Annotated in this window: 20 protein-coding genes and 1 tRNA gene; 12 read left to right on the top strand and 9 right to left on the bottom strand. The window is 70.5% G+C overall.

What is annotated here, in order from left to right:
* Positions 1-5: 5 nt before the first annotated feature.
* Positions 6-485, bottom strand: coding sequence for a tRNA (adenosine(37)-N6)-threonylcarbamoyltransferase complex ATPase subunit type 1 TsaE (tsaE, locus tag JR064_RS03130; protein ID WP_179565323.1), 480 nt, complete (start codon positions 483-485; stop codon positions 6-8).
* Complete coding sequence (locus JR064_RS03125) at positions 482-1966, bottom strand: NAD(P)H-hydrate dehydratase (RefSeq protein ID WP_206228796.1); 1485 nt, start codon at positions 1964-1966, stop codon at positions 482-484. Before JR064_RS03125 ends, tsaE begins: the two co-directional genes overlap by 4 nt.
* Before the next feature lie 23 nt (positions 1967-1989).
* On the opposite strand from JR064_RS03125, the gene queG reads away from it, so the two are divergent.
* The 3 genes from queG to JR064_RS03110 are packed head-to-tail and all read left to right on the top strand — an operon-like array spanning position 1990 to position 4917.
* Positions 1990-3117: a tRNA epoxyqueuosine(34) reductase QueG gene (gene queG, locus JR064_RS03120; protein WP_206228795.1), complete on the top strand. Its 1128-nt coding sequence runs from the start codon at positions 1990-1992 to the stop codon at positions 3115-3117.
* Between the two features lie 28 nt (positions 3118-3145).
* A complete protein-coding gene (gene xseA, locus JR064_RS03115) occupies positions 3146-4477 on the top strand; it encodes an exodeoxyribonuclease VII large subunit (RefSeq protein WP_206228794.1) in 1332 nt (443 codons plus the stop codon).
* A gap of 44 nt (positions 4478-4521) precedes the next feature.
* The gene (locus tag JR064_RS03110; RefSeq protein ID WP_179565330.1) at positions 4522-4917 is read left to right on the top strand and encodes an antitoxin Xre/MbcA/ParS toxin-binding domain-containing protein; all 396 of its coding nucleotides are present in this window, start codon (positions 4522-4524) and stop codon (positions 4915-4917) included.
* Positions 4918-4956: 39 nt separating this feature from the next.
* On the opposite strand, the gene JR064_RS03105 is transcribed toward JR064_RS03110, so the two are convergent.
* Positions 4957-5499 (bottom strand): lipocalin family protein, encoded by a 543-nt coding sequence (locus tag JR064_RS03105; RefSeq protein WP_206228793.1) that lies wholly within the window; start codon positions 5497-5499, stop codon positions 4957-4959.
* On the opposite strand from JR064_RS03105, the gene JR064_RS03100 reads away from it, so the two are divergent.
* Complete coding sequence (locus JR064_RS03100; RefSeq protein ID WP_206228792.1) at positions 5498-5818, top strand: hypothetical protein; 321 nt, start codon at positions 5498-5500, stop codon at positions 5816-5818. The two genes, JR064_RS03105 and JR064_RS03100, sit on opposite strands and share 2 nt — an antisense overlap.
* Here the strand turns inward: JR064_RS03100 and JR064_RS03095 are convergent.
* Both JR064_RS03095 and JR064_RS03090 read right to left on the bottom strand, forming a co-directional pair.
* Positions 5815-6096 (bottom strand): hypothetical protein, encoded by a 282-nt coding sequence (locus tag JR064_RS03095; RefSeq protein ID WP_241092830.1) that lies wholly within the window; start codon positions 6094-6096, stop codon positions 5815-5817. The two genes, JR064_RS03100 and JR064_RS03095, sit on opposite strands and share 4 nt — an antisense overlap.
* A gap of 330 nt (positions 6097-6426) precedes the next feature.
* A tRNA-Phe gene (locus JR064_RS03090) sits at positions 6427-6502 on the bottom strand.
* A 671-nt stretch (positions 6503-7173) separates the two neighbouring features.
* On the opposite strand from JR064_RS03090, the gene JR064_RS03085 reads away from it, so the two are divergent.
* From JR064_RS03085 to dxs, 8 genes are all read left to right on the top strand, one after another.
* Positions 7174-7650 (top strand): LEA/WHy family protein, encoded by a 477-nt coding sequence (locus JR064_RS03085; protein WP_206228791.1) that lies wholly within the window; start codon positions 7174-7176, stop codon positions 7648-7650.
* A gap of 282 nt (positions 7651-7932) precedes the next feature.
* Positions 7933-8430, top strand: a complete 498-nt coding sequence (locus JR064_RS03080; RefSeq protein WP_206228790.1) for a MarR family winged helix-turn-helix transcriptional regulator — start codon at positions 7933-7935, stop codon at positions 8428-8430.
* Complete coding sequence (locus tag JR064_RS03075) at positions 8427-10598, top strand: FUSC family protein (protein WP_206228789.1); 2172 nt, start codon at positions 8427-8429, stop codon at positions 10596-10598. The genes JR064_RS03080 and JR064_RS03075 overlap by 4 nt, the downstream gene beginning before the upstream one ends.
* Positions 10582-10788, top strand: a complete 207-nt coding sequence (locus JR064_RS03070; RefSeq protein ID WP_179565340.1) for a DUF1656 domain-containing protein — start codon at positions 10582-10584, stop codon at positions 10786-10788. The genes JR064_RS03075 and JR064_RS03070 overlap by 17 nt, the downstream gene beginning before the upstream one ends.
* An 8-nt stretch (positions 10789-10796) precedes the next feature.
* Positions 10797-11792: an HlyD family secretion protein gene (locus JR064_RS03065; protein WP_191823987.1), complete on the top strand. Its 996-nt coding sequence runs from the start codon at positions 10797-10799 to the stop codon at positions 11790-11792.
* A gap of 163 nt (positions 11793-11955) precedes the next feature.
* Positions 11956-13740: an acyl-CoA dehydrogenase C-terminal domain-containing protein gene (locus JR064_RS03060; protein WP_206228788.1), complete on the top strand. Its 1785-nt coding sequence runs from the start codon at positions 11956-11958 to the stop codon at positions 13738-13740.
* Positions 13741-13842: 102 nt separating this feature from the next.
* Positions 13843-14502: an HNH endonuclease gene (locus tag JR064_RS03055; protein ID WP_179565345.1), complete on the top strand. Its 660-nt coding sequence runs from the start codon at positions 13843-13845 to the stop codon at positions 14500-14502.
* 150 nt (positions 14503-14652) lie between these two features.
* Positions 14653-16566: a 1-deoxy-D-xylulose-5-phosphate synthase gene (gene dxs / locus JR064_RS03050; protein WP_206228787.1), complete on the top strand. Its 1914-nt coding sequence runs from the start codon at positions 14653-14655 to the stop codon at positions 16564-16566.
* A gap of 51 nt (positions 16567-16617) precedes the next feature.
* Here dxs and JR064_RS03045 read toward each other — a convergent pair whose 3' ends face one another.
* The 4 genes from JR064_RS03045 to JR064_RS03030 all read right to left on the bottom strand — a co-directional run bounded on the left by JR064_RS03045 (position 16618) and on the right by JR064_RS03030 (position 19816).
* Positions 16618-17640 (bottom strand): TraB/GumN family protein, encoded by a 1023-nt coding sequence (locus JR064_RS03045; protein WP_206228786.1) that lies wholly within the window; start codon positions 17638-17640, stop codon positions 16618-16620.
* Positions 17641-17697: 57 nt separating this feature from the next.
* Positions 17698-18168, bottom strand: coding sequence for a cupin domain-containing protein (locus JR064_RS03040; protein WP_179565351.1), 471 nt, complete (start codon positions 18166-18168; stop codon positions 17698-17700).
* Positions 18169-18273: 105 nt separating this feature from the next.
* Positions 18274-19038, bottom strand: coding sequence for a WecB/TagA/CpsF family glycosyltransferase (locus tag JR064_RS03035; protein ID WP_206228785.1), 765 nt, complete (start codon positions 19036-19038; stop codon positions 18274-18276).
* Complete coding sequence (locus JR064_RS03030) at positions 19025-19816, bottom strand: polysaccharide pyruvyl transferase family protein (protein ID WP_206228784.1); 792 nt, start codon at positions 19814-19816, stop codon at positions 19025-19027. The genes JR064_RS03035 and JR064_RS03030 overlap by 14 nt, the downstream gene beginning before the upstream one ends.
* Positions 19817-19831: the final 15 nt, after the last annotated feature.

Raw genomic sequence — 19831 nt, 5'->3', positions numbered from 1 at the left:
TAGTGTCAGCCGGCAGAAAAACCCCGCAAGTCGTCCCGTTCGGCCATCCGCGACAACCAGGCCGCGCCGACCGCCGTGCCGGCCTGCAGCTGCACGGCGCGCCCCTCGTCGTGCAGCGCCAGGGCCACGACCAGGTCGGCAGGCGGCAGCACATCGCCGCCGCGTTCCGGCCATTCCACCAGCCACAGGGTCGCCGATGCCTCGTCCAACCCCAGGAAATCCAGCTCGCCGGCGGCACCGATGCGATACAGGTCCAGGTGCCAGGCTTCGCCGTCGGGCAACGGATAGCGCTCGACCAATGTGTAGGTCGGACTGCGGATCGCGCCCTGCACGCCCAGCGCGCGCAGCAGGGCCCGCGCCAGGGTCGATTTGCCGGCACCGAGATCGCCGCGCAGGTGCACCATCGCCTGCGCCGGACGCGTGGCGGCCAGGACCTGGCCGAGGCGCTCGGTGGCGTCGCTGTCTTGCAGATGGAGCCGCATCATCGGTTCGCTTCCGGATTGGCCAGGTGGCGCAGCGCCGGCAGCAGGTCGGACGGCAGCAGGCCGCGCTGGCCGGCGGCTGCGGCGCGATCGCCGGCGGCCGCATGCAGCAATGCGCCGACGCTGGCCGCTTCGAAGGCGGCCAGGCCTTGCGCGCGCAGCGCCGCGATCACCCCGGTCAGCAGATCGCCCATGCCGCCGACCGCCATGCCCGGATTGCCGGCGGCGATGACCCGCGGGACCCGCCCCGGCGCGGCGACGATGCTGCCGGCACCTTTCAGCACCACCACGGCCTGGTAGCGCTCGGCCAGTGCCGCGGCGGCGGCGAAGCGGTCGCGCTGCACCTCGGCGGTGGCGATGCCGAGCAGGCGCCCGGCTTCGCCCGGATGCGGGGTCAGCACGGCGTTCGGCAACGCGCGCGGCGCCTGCGCCAGCAGGTTCAGCGCATCGGCGTCGATCACCGACGGCAGCTCCGCCGCCAGCGCCAGCCGCCACAGGCCCTGCGCCCATTCGTCCTGGCCCAGCCCGGGCCCCAGCGCGACCACGCTCGCCTTGCGCAGCAACGGCGCCAGCGCGGCGCCGTCCTCGACCGCGTGCGTCATCGCCTCCGGACACCGCGCCAGCAACGGCGCGACATGCGCGTCGCGGGTCGCCACGCTGACCAGGCCGGCACCGCTGCGCAACGCCGATTCGGCGGCGAGCATGACCGCTCCGCCGCTGCCGAGGTTGCCGCCGATGCACAGCACATGCCCGGAATCGCCCTTGTGGCTGTCGCGCCGCCGCGGCGCCAGGCGCGCGGCCAGCGCCGCGCCGGTCCAGGCCTGGGCCTGCGCCGCGCAGCCGTCGAATGCGGCGGCCGGCACCTCCAGCGTCGCCAACGCAGTGGCGCCGACATGGTTCAGCGCCGCCCCGGTATGCAAGCCGGCATGGGCGACGATGAATTGCACGGTCAGCGTCGCCGGCAATGCCGCGCCCGGCACGGTGCCGTGTTCGGCGTCCACGCCGCTGGGCACGTCCAGCGCCAACACCGGCGCACCGAGTCCGGCGAGCGCGCCGAGCAGCGCGGCCAGTTCTGCGTCGGGCGCGCGATTGAGGCCGATGCCGAGCAACGCGTCGACGACCACGTCGGCCTGGTCCAGCGCCGCATCGAACACCTCGATACGGCCGCCGACGCCGATGTAGTCGGTACAGGCGCGTTGCGCCAACGCCGATTGCGGGCCACGCCCAGGCAGATGCAGCACGCGCACGCGGCGTCCGGCGCAATGCGCCAGCCGCGCCAGCACGTAGCCATCGCCCCCATTGTTGCCGGTGCCGCAGGCCACCAGGATGCGCTGCGCCTGCGGCCAATGCTGCAGCAACGTCTGCCAGGCGGCCTGGCCGGCACGCTGCATCAGCGTGTAGCCGTCGCCGCCGAGCAAGGCCGTGGCCTGCGCATCGATGCGCCGCGCGGCGGCGGTATCGTAGAGATCGAACGAGTCGGACATGCGCGGGATTCTATACTTGCGCCATGTCCAGCAGCGTCGCCCCCGCCGATCCCAACACCGTTGCCGCGCGCATCCGCGCGCTGGCGCGCGAGTTCGGCTTCCAGCGCTGCGGCATCGCCGGGATCGAGCTGCAGCAGGACGAAGCGCATCTGCGCGACTGGCTGGCGCAAGGCCTGTACGGCACGATGCAATGGATGGCGCAACATGGCGACAAGCGCGCGCGTCCGGCCGAACTGATTCCAGGCACGCTGCGGGTGATCTCGGTCGGCCTGGACTACGGACGCAACGACGACGATTCGGCCTGGGACACGCTGCACGATGGCGAGCGCGCCTACGTCGCCCGCTACGCGCTGGGCCGCGACTACCACAAGCTGATGCGCAACCGCCTGCAGAAACTGGCCGAGCGCATCCAGGCCGAGATCGGCCCGTTCGGCCATCGCGTCTTCGTCGATTCGGCGCCAGTGCTGGAGCGCGCCCTGGCGCGCGACGCCGGCCTGGGCTGGATCGGCAAGCACACCTGCCTGATCGACCGCAACGGCGGCTCCTGGTTCTTCCTCGGCGAAATCTACGTCGACCTGCCGTTGCCGATCGATCCGCCGGCCAGCGCGCACTGCGGCACCTGCACGCGCTGCATCGACGTGTGCCCGACCCAGGCGATCGTCGCCCCGTACCGGCTGGACGCGCGCCGCTGCATCGCCTATCTGACCATCGAGCACGACGGCGCGATTCCCGAGGAGCTGCGCCCGGCGATCGGCAACCGCATCTTCGGCTGCGACGACTGCCAGCTGGTGTGCCCCTGGAACAAGTTCGCCAAGCGCAGCGACGAACCCGACTTCCGCGCGCGCAACGATCTCGACCGGGCCACGCTGGCGCAGCTGTTCGCCTGGGACGAGGACGAGTTCCTGCGCCGCACCGAAGGCAGCGCGATCCGCCGCAGCGGCCACGAGCGCTGGCTGCGCAACCTGGCGGTGGCACTGGGCAATGCGCCGAGCACACCGCAGGTGCTGGCCGCGCTGGGCACGCGCGCGCAGCACGCCTCGCCGCTGGTGCGCGAACACGTGCAGTGGGCGCTGGCGCAGCATGCGGACCGGGCGTCTGCCGGCGAGGTCGCGTTGCCGCGACCGGCCGCTCACGGCGACGTGCGAGGATAGGCGCCCCGCACGCCCACGCAGCGCCCGCATGCCCGATCGCGACGACCAGATCCTCAGCCCCAGCCAGCTCAACACGCTGGCGCGCGACCTGCTGGAAAGCGCGTTCCCGCTGGCCTGGGTGGAAGGCGAGCTGGGCAACGTCACCCGACCCTCGTCCGGACATCTGTACTTCACCCTGAAGGACGCGCGCGCGCAGGTGCGCTGCGCGATGTTCAAGCCGAAGAGCCAATGGCTGAAGTTCGTTCCGCGCGAAGGCCTGCGCGTGCTCGCGCGCGGCCGGCTGACCCTGTACGAGGCGCGTGGCGACTACCAACTGGTGCTGGATCACCTGGAGGAAGCCGGCGAAGGCGCGTTGCGCCGCGCGTTCGAGGAACTCAAGGCCAGGCTCGCCGCCGAGGGCCTGTTCGCCAGCGAGCGCAAACGCGCCCTGCCCGCCTTCGTGCGCCGCCTGGCGGTGATCACCTCGCCCAGCGGCGCGGCGGTGCGCGACGTACTGAGCGTGCTCGGCCGGCGCCTGCCGCTGCTGGAAGTGGACATCCTGCCGAGCCTGGTGCAGGGCGACAGCGCCGCCGCGCAACTCACCTCGCTGCTGCAGCGCGCCGATGCCAGCGGCCGCTACGACGCGATCCTGCTGACCCGCGGCGGCGGCTCGCTGGAAGACCTGTGGGCGTTCAACGACGAACGCCTGGCGCGGGCGATCGCCGCCGCGGCCACGCCGGTGGTGTCGGCGGTCGGCCACGAAACCGATGTGACCCTGGCCGACTTCGCCGCCGATCTGCGCGCGCCGACGCCATCGGTCGCCGCGGAACTGCTCGCCCCCGACCAGCGCGACCTCGCCGCACGCCTGCGCGGCCAGCACGCGCGGCTGCTGCAGTGGCAGCAGCACCGCCTGCGCCAGGCGATGCAGCGCGCCGATCGCGCCTCGCTGCGGCTGCAGGCGCAGAGTCCGCAGGCGCAACTGCAAATGCTGAAGCGCCGCCAGCAGGATGCCGCGCGCCGCCTGCTGGCGTTGTGGCGGCAACAGCAGGAACGCCGCGGCGCGCGCCTGCGCCACGCCGCCGCGGTCTTGCGCGCAGCCCAGCCGCAACGGCGCCTGGCCGCCCTGCACGAGCGCCTGCTCGCGCTCGGCAGGCGCCCGCAAGCGGCGATGGCGCGGCAGCTGCAGGCCGACACGCAGCGCCTGCGCGCGCTGGCCCGCGCGCTGGAGACGGTCAGCCCGCTGGCCACGGTGACGCGCGGCTACGCGATCCTGACCCGGATCGACGACGGCACGCTGGTGCGCTCGACCACGCAGGTTGCGCCCGGCGACCGCCTGCGCGCGCGGCTTGCCGACGGCGAGGTGACGCTACGTACAGAATGACTGCGGTACACCTGTCGACCGCTACTCATCGCCAGTGCATTTCCATGTCGCAGCCAGCTTCAAACGAACAACGTATCAAGGCGGTGCTGCAAGGCATGCGCCGCGCCGAGCGCGACAAGGCCGGCCGGCTATCGCGCTCGACCGACACGCTGTCGCTGATCGACGGCGCCAGCTATGGCTCCACCGAGGACGCGCAACGCGTGCTCGACTGGCTGGGGCGCGATGCGGACACGTTGGCAACGTTGCGCAGCGAGCACCTGCTCGATGTCGGCGAGACGATCTGCATCGTCTGCAACGGCTGCGGCGGCGACCGTGCCGCGCTGTCGCAGTGGCTCAACGGCAGCCACGCGCAGCTCGGCGGACAGACGCCGCGGCAACTGCTGCGGGACGGCGCCAGCGCGCGGCTGCTCGATGCGGCCCGCGCCTGCTTCGCCGGCTAGCGGCGCTGCGCCGCTCTTGCGCGCCGACCGGCAGGCCGCTCACTCCAGCGGCGCGACGACCAACAGCGGATCCAGGTCGTAGCCCATCGCCCGCGCCTTGGCCTTGACCTGCTCGAACAGCACGCGAGGCATCCGCGGCGAACGCGACAGCACCCACAGATACTTGCGATCCGGCTCGCCGATCAGCGCCCACTGGTAATCCGGATCCAGCGCGATCACCCAATAGTCGGCCCAGACCAGCGGCACCCAGGCCAGCCAATCCGGCGCGAACCGTACCTGCAGCCGCCCGGGATGGCCGGCCACCCGCCGCGCCACGCCCTCGGCGGCGAGCATGTCGCCCTTGCCGGTACGGCAGGCGTTGCGCACGCCGATCAGCCCGTCGTCGCGCAGCACGTAGGCCGCGGTGATGTCGGCGACGCATTTCTTCTGGAACGACACCGGCAGGTGCGCGATTTCGTGCCACTGCCCGGCATAGCGGCCGAGATCGAACTCGGCGACCGACGTCACCGGTTGCGCGGCCCGTGCCGGCAGCGCCAGGCACAGCAGGCAGGCCAGCAGCATCGCGAGCGATGGAGGACGCATGCGGACGTTCCTGCAAAAAAGGAGGAAGACCAGCCTTATGCAGGAGCGGCGCGGCGATGTAAAGCGCAGCCTTCGTGCAGGCCTGCGACGAACCGCCATTGCGGCGGCACGCCATGACAACACCACAACTGAAGGCGCGCGCCGCGGCGGCAGGCCAGCGCTACGCAAGAAAGCAGTGCACGAATTACGCAGTCCGCGCGACGTGTGGGCGCAGCGCATTCAACACGGCGCCTCGCCTACCCGGCAACTGGCGAAACAGGTGCCGCCCGCTGCGACGACCAGGAACGGAAGCCGCAAACGTGCCACGCCGACGCGCTAGGGCGAAAGGTCGGCCACGGCAAGGTCCTGGCCTTGGCTGCTGTTACTGCATTCCACCGGCTCGCGCAGGATGACTTGCTGGACGACACCGTCGCGCTGCTCCAGGTACACGTTGACCATCACGCACTCGGAGCCGACCTGCTCGATATACGGCGCGGCCGGATCGTGACCGGCCTGATAGGCGGGATCCAGCTTGCTCAACGCCGGCGCGGCGCCGGCGCCACCGGCCACCGCCAATGCAAGGGCCAGTACACATAGCCGCGTCAATTCCTTGTGCATTGGCCCGCTCTCAGATTAACCATGTGCACATGATTACGACATCGGCCCCGCATAGTTGAGCGTTACATCACGGCAAACCTGAGAATTGCCGCACTTGTCTACGAGCGTAAACGCGGCCGCTTCCGCTGGCGATAGCATGAATAGGCCAGCTCCAATGCGGAAGTCGGCACACAATGCGTGTGCTCGCCCGGCCCGTCGCAGGTGCTGGGCATCGCGGATCCGCGTTCTACCGGCCGGGCGCGGCCTCCCCTGCGAGGACACCCGCCATCGCGCCGCGGGATACGGCAGCGCAAAGAAAAAGGCCTGCATTTCTGCAAGCCTTTCATGGAATGGTGGCCGAGGACGGAATCGAACCGCCGACACGGGGATTTTCAATCCCCTGCTCTACCAACTGAGCTACTCGGCCACTGCGCAACGCGGCAGGACCGGTGCGGGGACGCGCATCATAGCGATGCGTTCGGGATTGGGCAAGTGCGGCATTTCGGAATTTTCCTACCGGACGACACGGCCCGCGCCGACTGCGCCGGATTCCGCCGCCGCGCATGCTGAAGGCGTCCTCGGCGCCTGGCCTATGCACGGGCACGGATGCCGCTGGTGATGGTCATAGGCCAGGCCGCCAAGGACACCGCGGCGCTGTCAGATCCGGCGCGTTCGCCGCTGGGTCGACGACGCTGCCGTAGGGCATCCATGCCGGTGACCGGCCAGCCGGCCCTGCCGCAAAGCTGGCCGCGGACGCCTTCGCCCGGAAGCCGCGAACGCCGCCGACCTGCAGCCCCGCAAGGCGGTGCAGCCGATGACGTGCCGCGGTGGCACCGGAGCGGTGCCGCATCCGAGCGTGTCGAAGCACCCGAGTGCGTCGAAGCGCCGGGACAGCGGAGCGCCGAAGCACTTGGGCAAAGTGCGCAACTGCCGCCACGCCGGGCTGAAGACGACGTGGCCTGCAGAGGAACCGCGCCACCAGGGTGCGCGGCTGGCGGCTCGCCGCAGGCGACGCGCGACGGTGGCCCAGCGCTCGCCACGCCGGGTCCCTGGGCGCCGTAGTATTCTTCGCCGGTCTTCACGTCCTGGAATCCGGTCATGCGTCAGCGGCTTCGCTTCGGCTTGCTCGTGTTGTGCACTGCGCTGCTGGCCGCCTGCGGCGACGGCATGGTGCGGCGCGTGTCCGACCCCGCGGCCAGCCTGCAGCAGCTCACCGTCAACATGGACGGCAGCTGGAAGGTGGAGTTGCGCCTGCAGAACTACAGCAGCATCCCTATGCGTTACGACGGCGTACGCCTGGACCTGGGCGTGGGCGGCGAAGCCGCGGGGACCTTGCAGCTCGCGCCTGGCATCTCGATCGGGCCGGAAACGGCGGACGTGGTCAGCGTCGCGCTACGCCCGAGTTCGGCCGCGCGCATCGCCGTCGCCGATGCCCTGGCCGGCCGCCGCAGCCTCGACTACACCCTCAAGGGCAGCATCGACGCCACCCCGGAAGAGAAGAAGCAGCGCAGGTTCGAGATCGATACGCGCAATATGCTCACCCCCGCGCCCGGACTGGACGGCGTCCTGCGCTAGCCGCATCCCGCCCGCGCCACCGCGGCGCGGTCCCACCCTCACTTCTTGCGCCCGCTGTGAGCTAGGGGCAGCGACGCCGTGCCGGTCGATCGGCGCTTCAGCCAGCCCCCCGCAACCGCTGCGCTGGCAGGCCCGCCATTGCCCGGGCCGCTTCGCGACCGCTGCCGTCGCCCCATCCCCGACCCAAGAGCGCCGTCCCGCCGAGCACGCGTTCAGCTGCCATTACCGCGCATTTAATACACAAATGTAATATATACATATGTACCAAATGCCTAGCCAGCCATGAGCCGCTTCACCGCCACCGAGCAGCGCCTGGACGTCACCGGCCAGAAGCATCCGGGGTTCCCTCGCGACGCGGCCGCGGTGGTGCGCCTGATCAAGCTGCTGCACAAGCTGATCCTGGATCAGGGCAACGACATGCTGCGCGCCTACGGCCTGAACTACTCCGAATACAACGTGCTGATGATGATCGACGCCAGCCCGGACGGGACCTTGAATCCGTCGCAGTTGAGCGACGCGGCCAGCGAGAAGTCGGCCAACATCACCCGCTTGACCAGCCACCTGGTCGACAAGGGCCTGATCCAGCGCACGCCCAGCGCCGAGGACCGGCGCATGTTGCTGCTGCGCCTGACCGCCGAGGGCGAGCGCCTGATCGCCGCGTTCATGCCGGACGTGTTCGCGCAACTGCGCGGGTACACGCAGCACCTGGAGAGCGCCGAACTGGCGCAGCTGGAAGCCTTGCTGAAGCAATTGCTGCGCAGCGTGGAAGGCGACGCATGAGCGCGCGCGGGACCGATGTCGCAGCCAACGCCGCCGCCCCGCCGCGGCTGCGCGCCGTGTTGGCCGACGCCCTGCGCGGCGAAGGCGAGGCCTGGCTGTTCGTGCTGCGCACGCTGCTGTCGATCTACCTGGCCGGCTGGATCGCGCTGCGCCTGGACCTGTCCTCGCCGATGACCGCGATGATCACCGTGGTGGTGGTGATGCACCGGCAGACCGGCATGGTGTTCGCGAAGGGCTTCTACCGCGTGCTGGGCACGCTGATCGGCAGCGTCGCCGCGCTGGCGATGGTGGCGCTGTTCCCGCAGGAACCGGTGCTGTTCGTGCTGGTGCTGGCGATCTGGATCGGCCTGTGCACCGGCGGCGCGCTGCTGTACCGCAACTTTAAGGCGTACGCGTTCGTGCTGTCCGGCTACACCGTGGCGCTGATCGCGTTGCCGGCGGTGAACCAGCCGCAGAACGTGTTCGCGCTGGTCACCGCGCGCGTCACCGAGGTGCTGCTGGGGCTGCTGGTGACCGGCGTGATCAGCGACGTGGTGTTCCCCAGCCGCTTGCGCCAGACCCTGCGCGACACGGTGCGCCGCGCCTACGACGGCTTCCTGGATTTCGTCCGCGACGCCACCGGCGGCCAGCTGTCGCGCGCGTCGATGGAACAGGCGCACCTGCGCTTCGTCCGCGACGCGGTGCAGATCGAGGACCTGCGCAGTTCGGTGGTGTTCGAGGACCCGGAGGCACGCGTGCGCAGCGGCCGCCTGCGCCTGCTCAACCAGCGCTTCATGGCGGTGTCCACCAGCTTCCAGTCGCTGCATCACTACATCAACCGCCTGCTGCGCCAGGCCGAAGGCGATGTCGCCGAAGCGCTGATCGGCCTGTACCGGCCGCTGAAAGCCGCGTTGAGCGAACGCGGCGGCCGCGAACGCACCGTCGAGACCGCGCGCCGGCTGGCCGAATGCCGCGATGCGCTGGCGCCGCGAGCCGCCGCAGTGCGCGACACCCTGCCGAGCGCGCGCCACGAAGACTTCGACACCGGCGTGTCGCTGCTGCAGCGCTTCTTCGGCGAGTTGCACGACTACGTCGCCGCGGAGGCCGCGCTGGTCGCCCCGCAGCAGTGGCGCACGCCGCAGGCCGGCGGCGACACCGCCGTGTTCCTGCGCGGCAACGACTACGCGGCCGCCGCGCTGACCGCGCTGCGCAGCGCGCTGCTGGTGGCGGCGATGTGCTGGCTATGGATCCAGGCCGGCTGGATCAGCGGCGCCACCGCGGTGTTCCAGGCGGTGGCGTTGAGCGCGATCCTGTCGTCCAGCGCCAACGCACCGGCGGCGGCGCGTTCGCTGTTCAAGGGCTTCGTGTTCGGCGCCGCGCTGGGCGCGGTCTGCCAGTTGCTGGTGCTGCCGCAGATGGATGGCTACGGCCTGTTCGTCGCCGGCACCGCGCCGTTCCTGCTGCTGACCCTGTACCTGGCCTCCAAGCCGGCGCTGTTCGGCTTCGCCACCGGCACCAATCTGGCCTTCGTCTCGATCCTGGCGGTGCAGCCGACGCCGAGTTTCAACGCCGTCACCACCTTCAACAGCGTGGTGCCGCTGCTGCTGGGCACGCTGGCGGTGAGCGTGGCGTTCGTGTTCGTGCCGCCGGTGATCGGCACGCGCTGGCATCGCCAGCGCCTGCTGGAACAGTTGCGCCGGCAGACCACACTGGCCGCACGCGCGCCGCTGCCCGGCCTGCACCTGCGCCTGGAGAGCGTCAACCGCGACCTGTTCCAGCAGATCGTCGCGCATACCCCGCCGGGCAGCGACGAGCTGCGCGACCTGTTGGGCTGGGCGCTGTCGGTGCACGAGACCGGGCGCACCCTGGTCGAGTTGCGCCGCGACGCGGCCGACGGCGACCTGCCGCACGCGCTGGCCACCGATGTGGACGCTGCGGTGCAGTCACTGGCCGAGCTGTACCTGGCACCTTCGCCCGAACGCCATCGGCTGGCCCTGCAGCGCATCGATGCGGCGCTGGCGGCGAGCCGTCTCGACGGCGCGGTGCCGCTGCGCTGGAAGCGCACCCGCGAACACCTGCACCTGCTGCGTGGCGCGCTGCTCGATGCCGACTCGGTGCTCGCCGCCCTCGCCGCCGGGCATACGCCCGCCCCGACCTCGCCAGGAGCCGCCGATGGCGCTGCCCGCTGAAATCTCGATCGCCGGCGTGTACGTGCCCGGCCTGCTGGTGCTGGCGGTGGCGCTGCTGTTCGCCGCCTGGGCGGTGGATGCGCTCGCCGGCCGCGCCGGGCTGTACCGCTACGCCTGGCATCCGCCGCTGTTCCGTCTGGCCCTGTACGTCGGCGTGTTCGCCGCGCTCGGCCTGCTCCTTTTGCCGTGAGTCCCGCCATGAAGACATCCGCCCTGATCCGTTTCGCCCTGACCGCCGCGATCGTGCTGATCGCCGCCCTGCTCGCGCACGCCCTGTGGCGGCACTACATGCTGTCGCCGTGGACCCGCGACGGCCGCGTGCGTGCGGAGGTGGTGCGCATCGCCCCGGACGTGTCCGGCCTGGTCGATGCGGTCGCGGTGGCCGACAACCAGCACGTCGAGCGCGGCGACGTCTTGTTCAGCGTCGACCGCCGGCGCTTCGAGCTGGCCCTGGCGCAGGCCCGCGCCGATCTGGCCGCGGCGCAGGCGCAGGCGCGCTCGGCCGGTGCCAGCATCTCCGCCGCGGCCGCCAGCCAGGCCGCCAGCGAGGCCGAATTCCAGATGCGCCGCGCGCAGGCCGAACGCCGCGCCCGCGCCGCGTCGGTGATCTCGGCCGAGGCCCGTTCCGATGCCGAGGCCACCGCGCGCTCGGCGCAGGCCGACGTGCACCGCACCGCCGCCGTGCGCGGCCAGGCCAGCGCCGCGCAGGCGCAGGCGCTGGCGGCGGTGGCGCAGGCGCAGGCCGCGGTCGATCTGGCCGAACTGGACCTGCAACGCACCCAGGTGCGCGCCACCGCCGACGGCTACGTCACCAACCTGGACGTGCGCGTCGGCGACTACGCCCAGGCCGGCAGCGCGCGGCTGGCGCTGGTACGCGACGACGCGATGTGGATCTACGGCTACTTCGAGGAAACCAAGCTGCCGCGGGTGCACGTCGGCGATCGCGCCGATATCCGCCTGATGAGCGGCGGAGTGATGCTGCACGGCAAGGTCGAAGGCATCGCCCGCGGCATCGCCGACAGCGACAACCCGACCAGCGCCTCGCTGCTCGCCGACGTCAGCCCCACCTTCAACTGGATCCGCCTGGCGCAGCGGGTGCCGGTGCGGGTGCGCATCGATCCGGCCAGCGTGCCGCGCGGCACGGTCCTGGCCGCCGGCATGACCGCGACGGTCACGGTGCATGGGGAGCCGTGATTCGGGATTGGGGATTCGTAAAAGCGACAGCCGGTTCCGATCTTCCGCCGCGCGACGGCCGTTGCGAATCCCGAATCCCCCATCCCGAATCCCCGCCCCACATCCATACGCCGTAGTATCCTGCGCACCTCGGCCGCGCCGCGGCCTCTGTTCGAGCGACCGCATGAGCACCTACCAAGCCCCGCTGACCGACCTGCGCTTCGCGCTGCACGACGTGCTGCAGGTGGAAGCGCTGTTCGTCCGCCTCGGCTATGCCGAGGCCACCACCGACGTGGTCGATGCCGTGCTGGAGGAAGCCGCGCGCTTCACCGGCAGCGTCCTGGCGCCGCTGAACCGGGTCGGCGACGAACACGGCTGCACGCTGGACGCGGCTACCGGCGCGGTCACCACCGCACCCGGCTTTCGCGAGGCCTACCGGCAGTTCGCCGACGGCGGCTGGACCGGCCTGACCGCGGCCACCGAGTTCGGCGGCCAGGGCCTGCCGCATACCCTGGACGTGCCGCTCAACGAGATGGTCAACGCCGCCAACCTGGCCTGGGGCAACTTCCCGCTGCTGTCGCATGGCGCGGTCGAGGCGCTGAAGCAGCACGGCGAGGCCTGGCAGCAGGAGGTGTTCCTGAAGCCGCTGGTGGATGGCCGCTGGACCGGCACCATGTGCCTGACCGAGCCGCACTGCGGCACCGACCTGGGCCTGCTCAAGACCCGCGCCGAACCCAATGCCGACGGCAGCTGGTCGGTCAGCGGCACCAAGATCTTCATCACCGCCGGCGAGCACGACTTCACCGACAACATCGTGCACCTGGTGCTGGCGCGGCTGCCGGATGCGCCGGCCGGGGCCAAGGGCATCTCGCTGCTGGTGGTGCCCAAGTTCAAGGTCGCCCGCGATGGCAGCGTCGGCGCGCGCAACGCGGTGCGTTGCGGCTCGCTGGAACACAAGATGGGCATCCACGGCTCGGCCACCTGCGTGATGAACTTCGACGGCGCCGAAGGCTACCTGGTCGGTCAGCCGCACAAGGGCCTGCAGGCCATGTTTACGATGATGAACACGGCGCGGCTGGGCGTCGGCCTGCAGGGCATCGGCCTGTCCGAACGCGCTTACCAGAACGCCCTGCGCTATGCGCGCGAACGCCTGCAGTCGCGTTCGCTGACCGGGGCCAAGCTGCCGGACAAGCCGGCCGACCCGATCCTGGTGCATCCGGACGTGCGCCGCATGCTGCTGACGGTGAAGGCGCTGACCGAAGGCAGCCGCCTGCTGGCGCTGCACGCGGCGACCCTGATCGATATCGCCCACCACGCGCAGGACCCGGCCGAGCGCGAGCAGGCCGACGTGCTGGTCAGTTTCCTGACCCCGATCTCCAAGGCCTGCCAGACCGAATGGGGCGTGGAGAACACCTATCACGCGCTGCAGTGCTTCGGCGGCCACGGCTACATCCACGAGCACGGCATGGAACAGCTGGCGCGCGACGCCCGCATCACCACGCTGTACGAAGGCACCACCGGCATCCAGGCGCTGGACCTGATCGGGCGCAAGACCGCGTCCAGCCAGGGCGCGGGACTGAAGCTGTTCCTGGCGCAGATCGAGGCCTTCCTCGCCGAGCATGCCGAGAATCCGGCCGTGGCCGAGTTCGTCGGCCCGCTGCGCGAGAAGGCCGGCGAATGGGCGGCGCTGACCAAGCGCATCCTGCAGCGCGCCGCCGGCAATGCCGACGAGCTGGGCGCGGCCAGCTACGACTACGTGTTCTATTCCGGCTACGTGGTGCTGGCCTACTGGTGGGCGCGCAGCGTCGCCGCCGCGGATGCATCGGCGCAGAGCGAAGCGTTCAAGCAGTCCAAGCGCGAGACCGCGCGCTTCTACTACGCCAAGCTCCTGCCGCGCACGCTGACCCACGCCGCGGTGATCGAGGCCGGTGCCGAACCGCTGATGGCGATGGCCGACGCGCACTTCTGAGCAAGGTGCGCTGCGCGACCGGCGGCGCACTGCGCCGGTCGCGCAGATCCGTCCCGCTTCGATACACAAATCGTCAACAATCGGGTATAAGCTGTTTTCCCGATGGAGACAGACACAACAACGCTTGGTCTGATCGATACCGGAGCCTTCGCCGCTTCGGCCGGCGACGCGTCGTTTTCGTCGCCCCCTACCCACCTGCCTTCGGTGCGCCTGCTGTCGCTGGATGCGCATGGCCGGGTGCTGGACTGGATCAACTGGCAATCGGCCGCCTGCCTGTATGCGCGCGGCGCGGTGGCCTGGACCCTCGGCGAGCCGTGCATGCACATCCATGGCGGCATGTCGCGCGCCAGCGGCGAGCGCAGCGTGCTGCACCTGCATCCGATCATCGCCGCGCGCGGCCATGCCCGCTCGCGCGCGCTCGATCCCACGCCCACCTTGACCAATACCGCGCTGTTCGCCCGCGACGCGCAGCTGTGCCTGTACTGCGGCCAGCAGTTCAGCCGCCCGCAACTGACCCGCGACCACGTGCTGCCGGTCTCCAAGGGCGGCCGCGACACCTGGGAGAACGTGGTCACCGCGTGTTTCCACTGCAACTCGCGCAAGGGCAACCGCACCCCGCAGCAGGCGTCGATGCCGCTGCTGGCGGTCCCGTACCGGCCGAGCTGGATCGAGCACCTGATCCTGTCCAACCGCAACATCCTCGCCGACCAGATGTCGTTCCTGAAGGCGCAATTGCCCAAGCGTTCCAAGCTGTCGGTCTGACCGCCAGGCCGGCGCGCAACGCGCCGCGCACTGCGACGGATTGCCGCACCTCCCTGCCAGCGTGGCCTGTGCCCGTGCGCAACTGAACGGGTTGCTTGCCCGTGCCCGGAATGGGGAGGAAAATGGACGGTCCGCTGAACCCTAATCCCGATGATCGATCCCACCCGCTATCCGCGCCTCGCGCGCATCCAGATCCCCGCCGAACTGCGCCGCTTCGAGGAGTCGGAGCTGCCGGCGATCGCGGAGGAACTGCGCGCCTACCTGATCGAGTGCGTCGGCAAGAGCGGCGGCCATTTCGGCGCCGGCCTGGGCGTGATCGAACTCACCGTGGCCCTGCACTATCTCTACGACACCCCGGTCGACCGATTGGTGTGGGATGTCGGCCACCAGACCTATCCGCACAAGATCCTGACCGGGCGGCGCGACGAGATCCATTCGGTCAAGCAGGCCGGCGGCGTGGCGCCGTTTCCCAAGCGCGAGGAGAGCGAGTACGACACCTTCGGCGTCGGCCATTCCTCCACCTCGATCTCCGCGGCGCTGGGCATGGCCATCGCGCTGCAGCGCGCCGGCGACGAGCGCAAGGTGGTGGCGGTGATCGGCGACGGCGCGATGACCGCCGGCATGGCCTACGAGGCCTTGAACCACGCCGGCGGCATGGACCCGGAACCGAACCTGCTGGTGATCCTCAACGACAACCGCATGTCGATCTCCGAAGCGGTCGGCGGGGTCACCAAGATGCTCGGCCGGATGAGCGGCAGCAAGACCCTCAATGCGATCCGCGAAGGCGGCAAGAAGATCCTCGGCGACAAGAAGAGCAATCCCACCGCGCGTTTCGTGCGCCGCTGGGAGGAGCATTGGAAGGGCATGTTCGTGCCCTCCACGCTGTTCGAGGAGATGGGCTTCCACTACACCGGGCCGATCGACGGCCACGACCTGCCGGCGCTGATCGGCGCGCTGAAGACGCTGCAGACGCTCAAGGGTCCGCAGCTGCTGCACGTGATCACCACCAAGGGCAAGGGCTACGAACTGGCCGAGGGCGACCAGATCGGCTACCACGCGGTCGGCCCGTTCGATCCCAGCAAGGGCCTGGTGTCCAAGCCGGGCGCCAAGGCGCCGACCTATACCGACGTGTTCGGCGACTGGATCTGCGACATGGCCGCTGCCGAACCGACGCTGCTGGCGATCACCCCGGCGATGCGCGAGGGCTCGGGCCTGGTGCGCTTCAGCAAGGAATACCCGCAGCGCTACTTCGACGTGGCGATCGCCGAGCAGCATGCGGTGACGCTGGCGGCGGGCATGGCCACGCAGGGCGCCAAGCCGGTCGTGGCGATCTACTCGACCTTCCTGCAGCGCGGCTACGACCAGCTGGTGCACGACGTGGCGGTGCAGCAGCTCGACGTGCTATTCGCGATCGACCGCGGCGGCGTGGTCGGTCCGGACGGCGCCACCCATGCCGGCAACCTGGACCTGAGCTTCCTGCGCTGCGTGCCGCATCTGGTGGTGATGGCCCCGGCCGACGAGGCCGAGTGCCGGCAGATGCTCAGCACCGGCCTGCAGCACGCCGGTCCGGCCGCCGTGCGCTATCCGCGCGGCACCGGTCCCGGCGTGGCGCCCGGCACGGCGCTGGACACGCTGCCGATCGGCAAGGCGCAGGTCCGTGCGAACGGCGCCACGCTGGCGCTGCTGGCGTTCGGCGCGACCGTGGCGGCGGCCGAACAGGTCGGCCGCGAGCTCGGCCTGAGCGTGGTCAACATGCGCTTCGTCAAACCGCTGGACCGCGCGCTGCTGCTCGAACTGGCGCGCAGCCACGACGGCTTCGTGACCATCGAGGACAACGTGGTGGCCGGCGGCGCCGGTTCCGGCGTGGCCGAACTGCTCAATGCCGAAGGCGTGCTGCGCCCGGTGCTGCACCTGGGCCTGCCCGACGCATTCCAGCACCACGCCAGCCGCGAGCAGTTGCTGGCCGAAGCCGGGATCGACGCCGCCGGCATCCGCGCGGCGATCCTGGCGCGCTGGCCGCAGCTGGCGACCGGCGCCAACGCGGCGCGCCTGGCCAAGGCGTGAACGGCAGGTGCGGCGCGGCCAGGCAGGCAACGCGCGTCGCACCTCACCCGCTCAAGGCGCGATCACCTCGTAACCGCGTGCGCGCAGCCGGTCCAGCGGACCATCTGCCTCCTGCAGGCCCTGCATCGACAGCACCGCGAAGCTGGAGTGGTTCTGCGCCAGCGCCCGCTCCGCCGTTTCCAGCCACTTGCCCAGCGCGCGCTGGCGCACATCGCCCAGGCCCAGCTTGGGCGCGATCGCCGCCTCGCCGACCGCGTCCATGCACACCCGGTACTGATCGTTGCCCGGCAGCTTGCCGAGCGCGTCGAGATCGCCCTCGGACCAGGCATTGGCGCGCTGCCGCATCGTTTCCAGGTCGCCCTGGATGACCTGCAGCGTGCGCGCGAAGCAGTTGCGGTCGTTCAGCGCCGTCGCGCGGAATTCCTGCAGCGCGCGCTTGGCGTCGGGCACCTTCACTTCCACCACCACCGGCACGATCGGCACCTTGGCGCGCTTGGCCGCGCGCTCGATCACCGGCGCGGTGACGCTGGCCATGCTCAGCCCGGACTTGCGCATCGCCGCCTCGTACAGTTCCTGCGCGGCGAACACCGGCCGCCACGTTTCCACGCTGGCGTCGCGGCCCAGGTAGCGCGCCTTCAGCGGCAGCCATTGCGCGTACAGGTCGGCCGGCAGTACCTGCTGCAGGGTCTGGCCGTCCGGGTTGCGCCGCGCCTTCAGCAGCGACGGCAGCAACAGCAGGCTGCGGAACACGCCCAGGTTCGAGGACAGCGACAGCGTCGGCGCCGCGATGACCTGCTGCGACTGGCCGATCACCCGCTCCACCTCGCCCGACGCCCACTGCATGCGCTTGGGCAACGGCGACACCGTGCCCAGGATCCACAGCACGTGGTCGCCGCGGCGCACCTGCCACAGTCCGGGACCGGGCTGCTGGCCGGTCACCAGCACCGCCTCCAGATCGACCACCGGCGCGGCGGCCGGCGCCGCTGGCGGCACCGCCGGATGCGCGGCAGCCAGGCCCGCGAACGCCAGCAGCATTGCCGCACACACGCCTCTCACCGCATTCGTCCAGGGCATCGCGGCACTCTCCAGGAATTCGGACCGACGCCGAAGATCCAGCGCGTCGCGACGATATCAGCCCGACAGCTTGGGCAGGTACGCGGCCAGCGGATCGGTGACGGGCAGCAGCTGGAAGCGCTCCCACAGGAACCCCGGCGCCACCACGCAGCGCACCAGGCTGTAGTCGTCCAGCGGCCGCGCCGCCTGCCAGCTGCCGGCCGGGATCACCACCGACGGCAGGCCCCCGCGCTCGCTGGCGTCCATCCGGTAGCGCTGCAGGCCATGCTGCGGATCGAAGCTCAGCAATTCCAGCGCGCCGCCCTCCTCCCATTGCCAGGTTTCGTCGGCATCGATCCGGTGCCAATCGCTGCACTCGCCGCGCACCAGCAGGAAGCGGATCGCGGTGCAGGCCGGACGCGTGACGCCCTCGTGCTGGACCTGCAGTGCGGAGGTATGTACGCGCGCATAGCGCCCGCCCTCCGGGTGCGGCAGCAGCGACAGGTCGCGCACCAAGGTGGCGATACGAGTGGACGATTTCGTAGACATGGCCCAGTTTAGGGCCTGTCGGCCGGCTTGGGCTAGACCACCGACGGGGGCCGCCCTGGCGGTTGATGGGCGCCGGCGAGTGCCGGCCCGCCTTGCCTGGCTAGGCTAGCCCACCAGGCGCCGGCCGTTGCGCAGGCAGACGCCGAAGAACACCAGCAGGTCCCAGCTGTAGCGCTTGAGCAGGCGCCGCGGCTCGCGCAGCAGGCGGTACATCCACTCCATGTGCAGGCGGCGCACCCAGGCCGGCGCACGCTGGGCGTTGCCGGACAGGAAATCCAGCAGCGCGCCGACCCCGAACAGCAAGCGCGCGTCCAGCTGCGCGGCATGGTCGAGGATCCAGGTTTCCTGCAGCGGATTGCCGAACGCCACCAGCACCACGTCGGCATCGCTGGCGTTGATGCGCTCGGTCAGCGCCGTGCCCGCGGCGGCGAACTCGGCGTAGCCGTCGCAGGTGCCGACCACGTTCTGGCCCAGTGTCTGCCGCAGTGTCTGCGCGGCGGCCTGGGCCACGCCGGGCCGCCCGCCGAGCAGGAAGAAGCGCAGCGGCCGCCGGCTGTGCCGGCACAGGTACGGAATCAGGTCGGTGCCGTTGAGGTTGCCGGCGAAGCGGCGGCGATGCACCAGCAGCGCGCCCAGGTCCATGCCGATGCCGTCGTTGACGATGCGCACGCCCGGCGCGCGCAGGCGCGTGCGCAGCGCCTGGCACTGCACCACGAAGTTGGTGTTGGCGAAGAACACCTGGCGCTGCTCGCCGCGCGCCTGCGCCTGGAACAGCGCGTGCGCGAACGCCGCTTCGGTGGTGCGCAGGATCGGATAGCCGCCCAGCGCCATCACCTCCTGCCGCTCGGAGTGCGCATCACCAGAGGTCATGGGGAAAACTGTCCAATAGACCGCGCTGCAGGGCATTCAGCTCGAACGGGGCGTTGCCGCCCAGGGCCAGGCACTCCTCGACGCTGTGGCCGGCATGCCACTGCGTGCGCCCGGTGCCGTAGTAGTAATCGTCGTACTTGAAGCGGTCCTCGCCGTTGCCCCAGTCCAGGTACACCGACGGCACGCCGTAGGCTTCGGCCAGGATCAGGCCGTGCAGGGAACTGGAAACCACCAGTTCCGCGGCCAGCAATTGCCGCACGAACCCGGCCGGCTGCCGGTTCGGCAGCACCAGCTGGTCCTTGTAGCGTGCGTATTTGTCCGATGGCTCGTTGAAGTGCGGCACGATCAGGAACGGCTGCCGCACGGCCGGCGGCGCCAGCGCGTCGAGCGGAAAGAACAGCGGCATCAGCAGTCCCGGATCGCCGTAGATCTCCGGCACCTGCAGCCCGCGTTCCTGCAGGAACGCGCGGGTCTTGGGTCCGCGCACCGCACGCACGTCGAGCGCGCGGAAGCGATGCCGCTCGGCCGGGATCTTGCCGTTGATGCCGCTGCCCCACACCGTGTCGCCGTCGCTGGCGAAATGCAGCACCGAACCGATCGCGATCAGGCGCTTGCGCTTGTCGCGCTTGTCCAGCAGGGTCCGGTCGCGCTGCGCCAGCACGTTGGACACGATGATCTTGGACAGGTGATCGCCGACGTTGATCTCGCCGTTCTTCGGCTTCCACCAGAACAGCGCGCGGCGTTCTTCGTAGTCGATCCATTTTTGCAGTGCGGACAATGCGACATCCTCCCT

It is taken from the genome of Xanthomonas bonasiae, assembly GCF_017163705.1.
Taxonomy (GTDB): Bacteria; Pseudomonadota; Gammaproteobacteria; order Xanthomonadales; family Xanthomonadaceae; genus Xanthomonas_A; species Xanthomonas_A bonasiae.
This window is presented reverse-complemented; position numbering and strand designations above follow the sequence as displayed.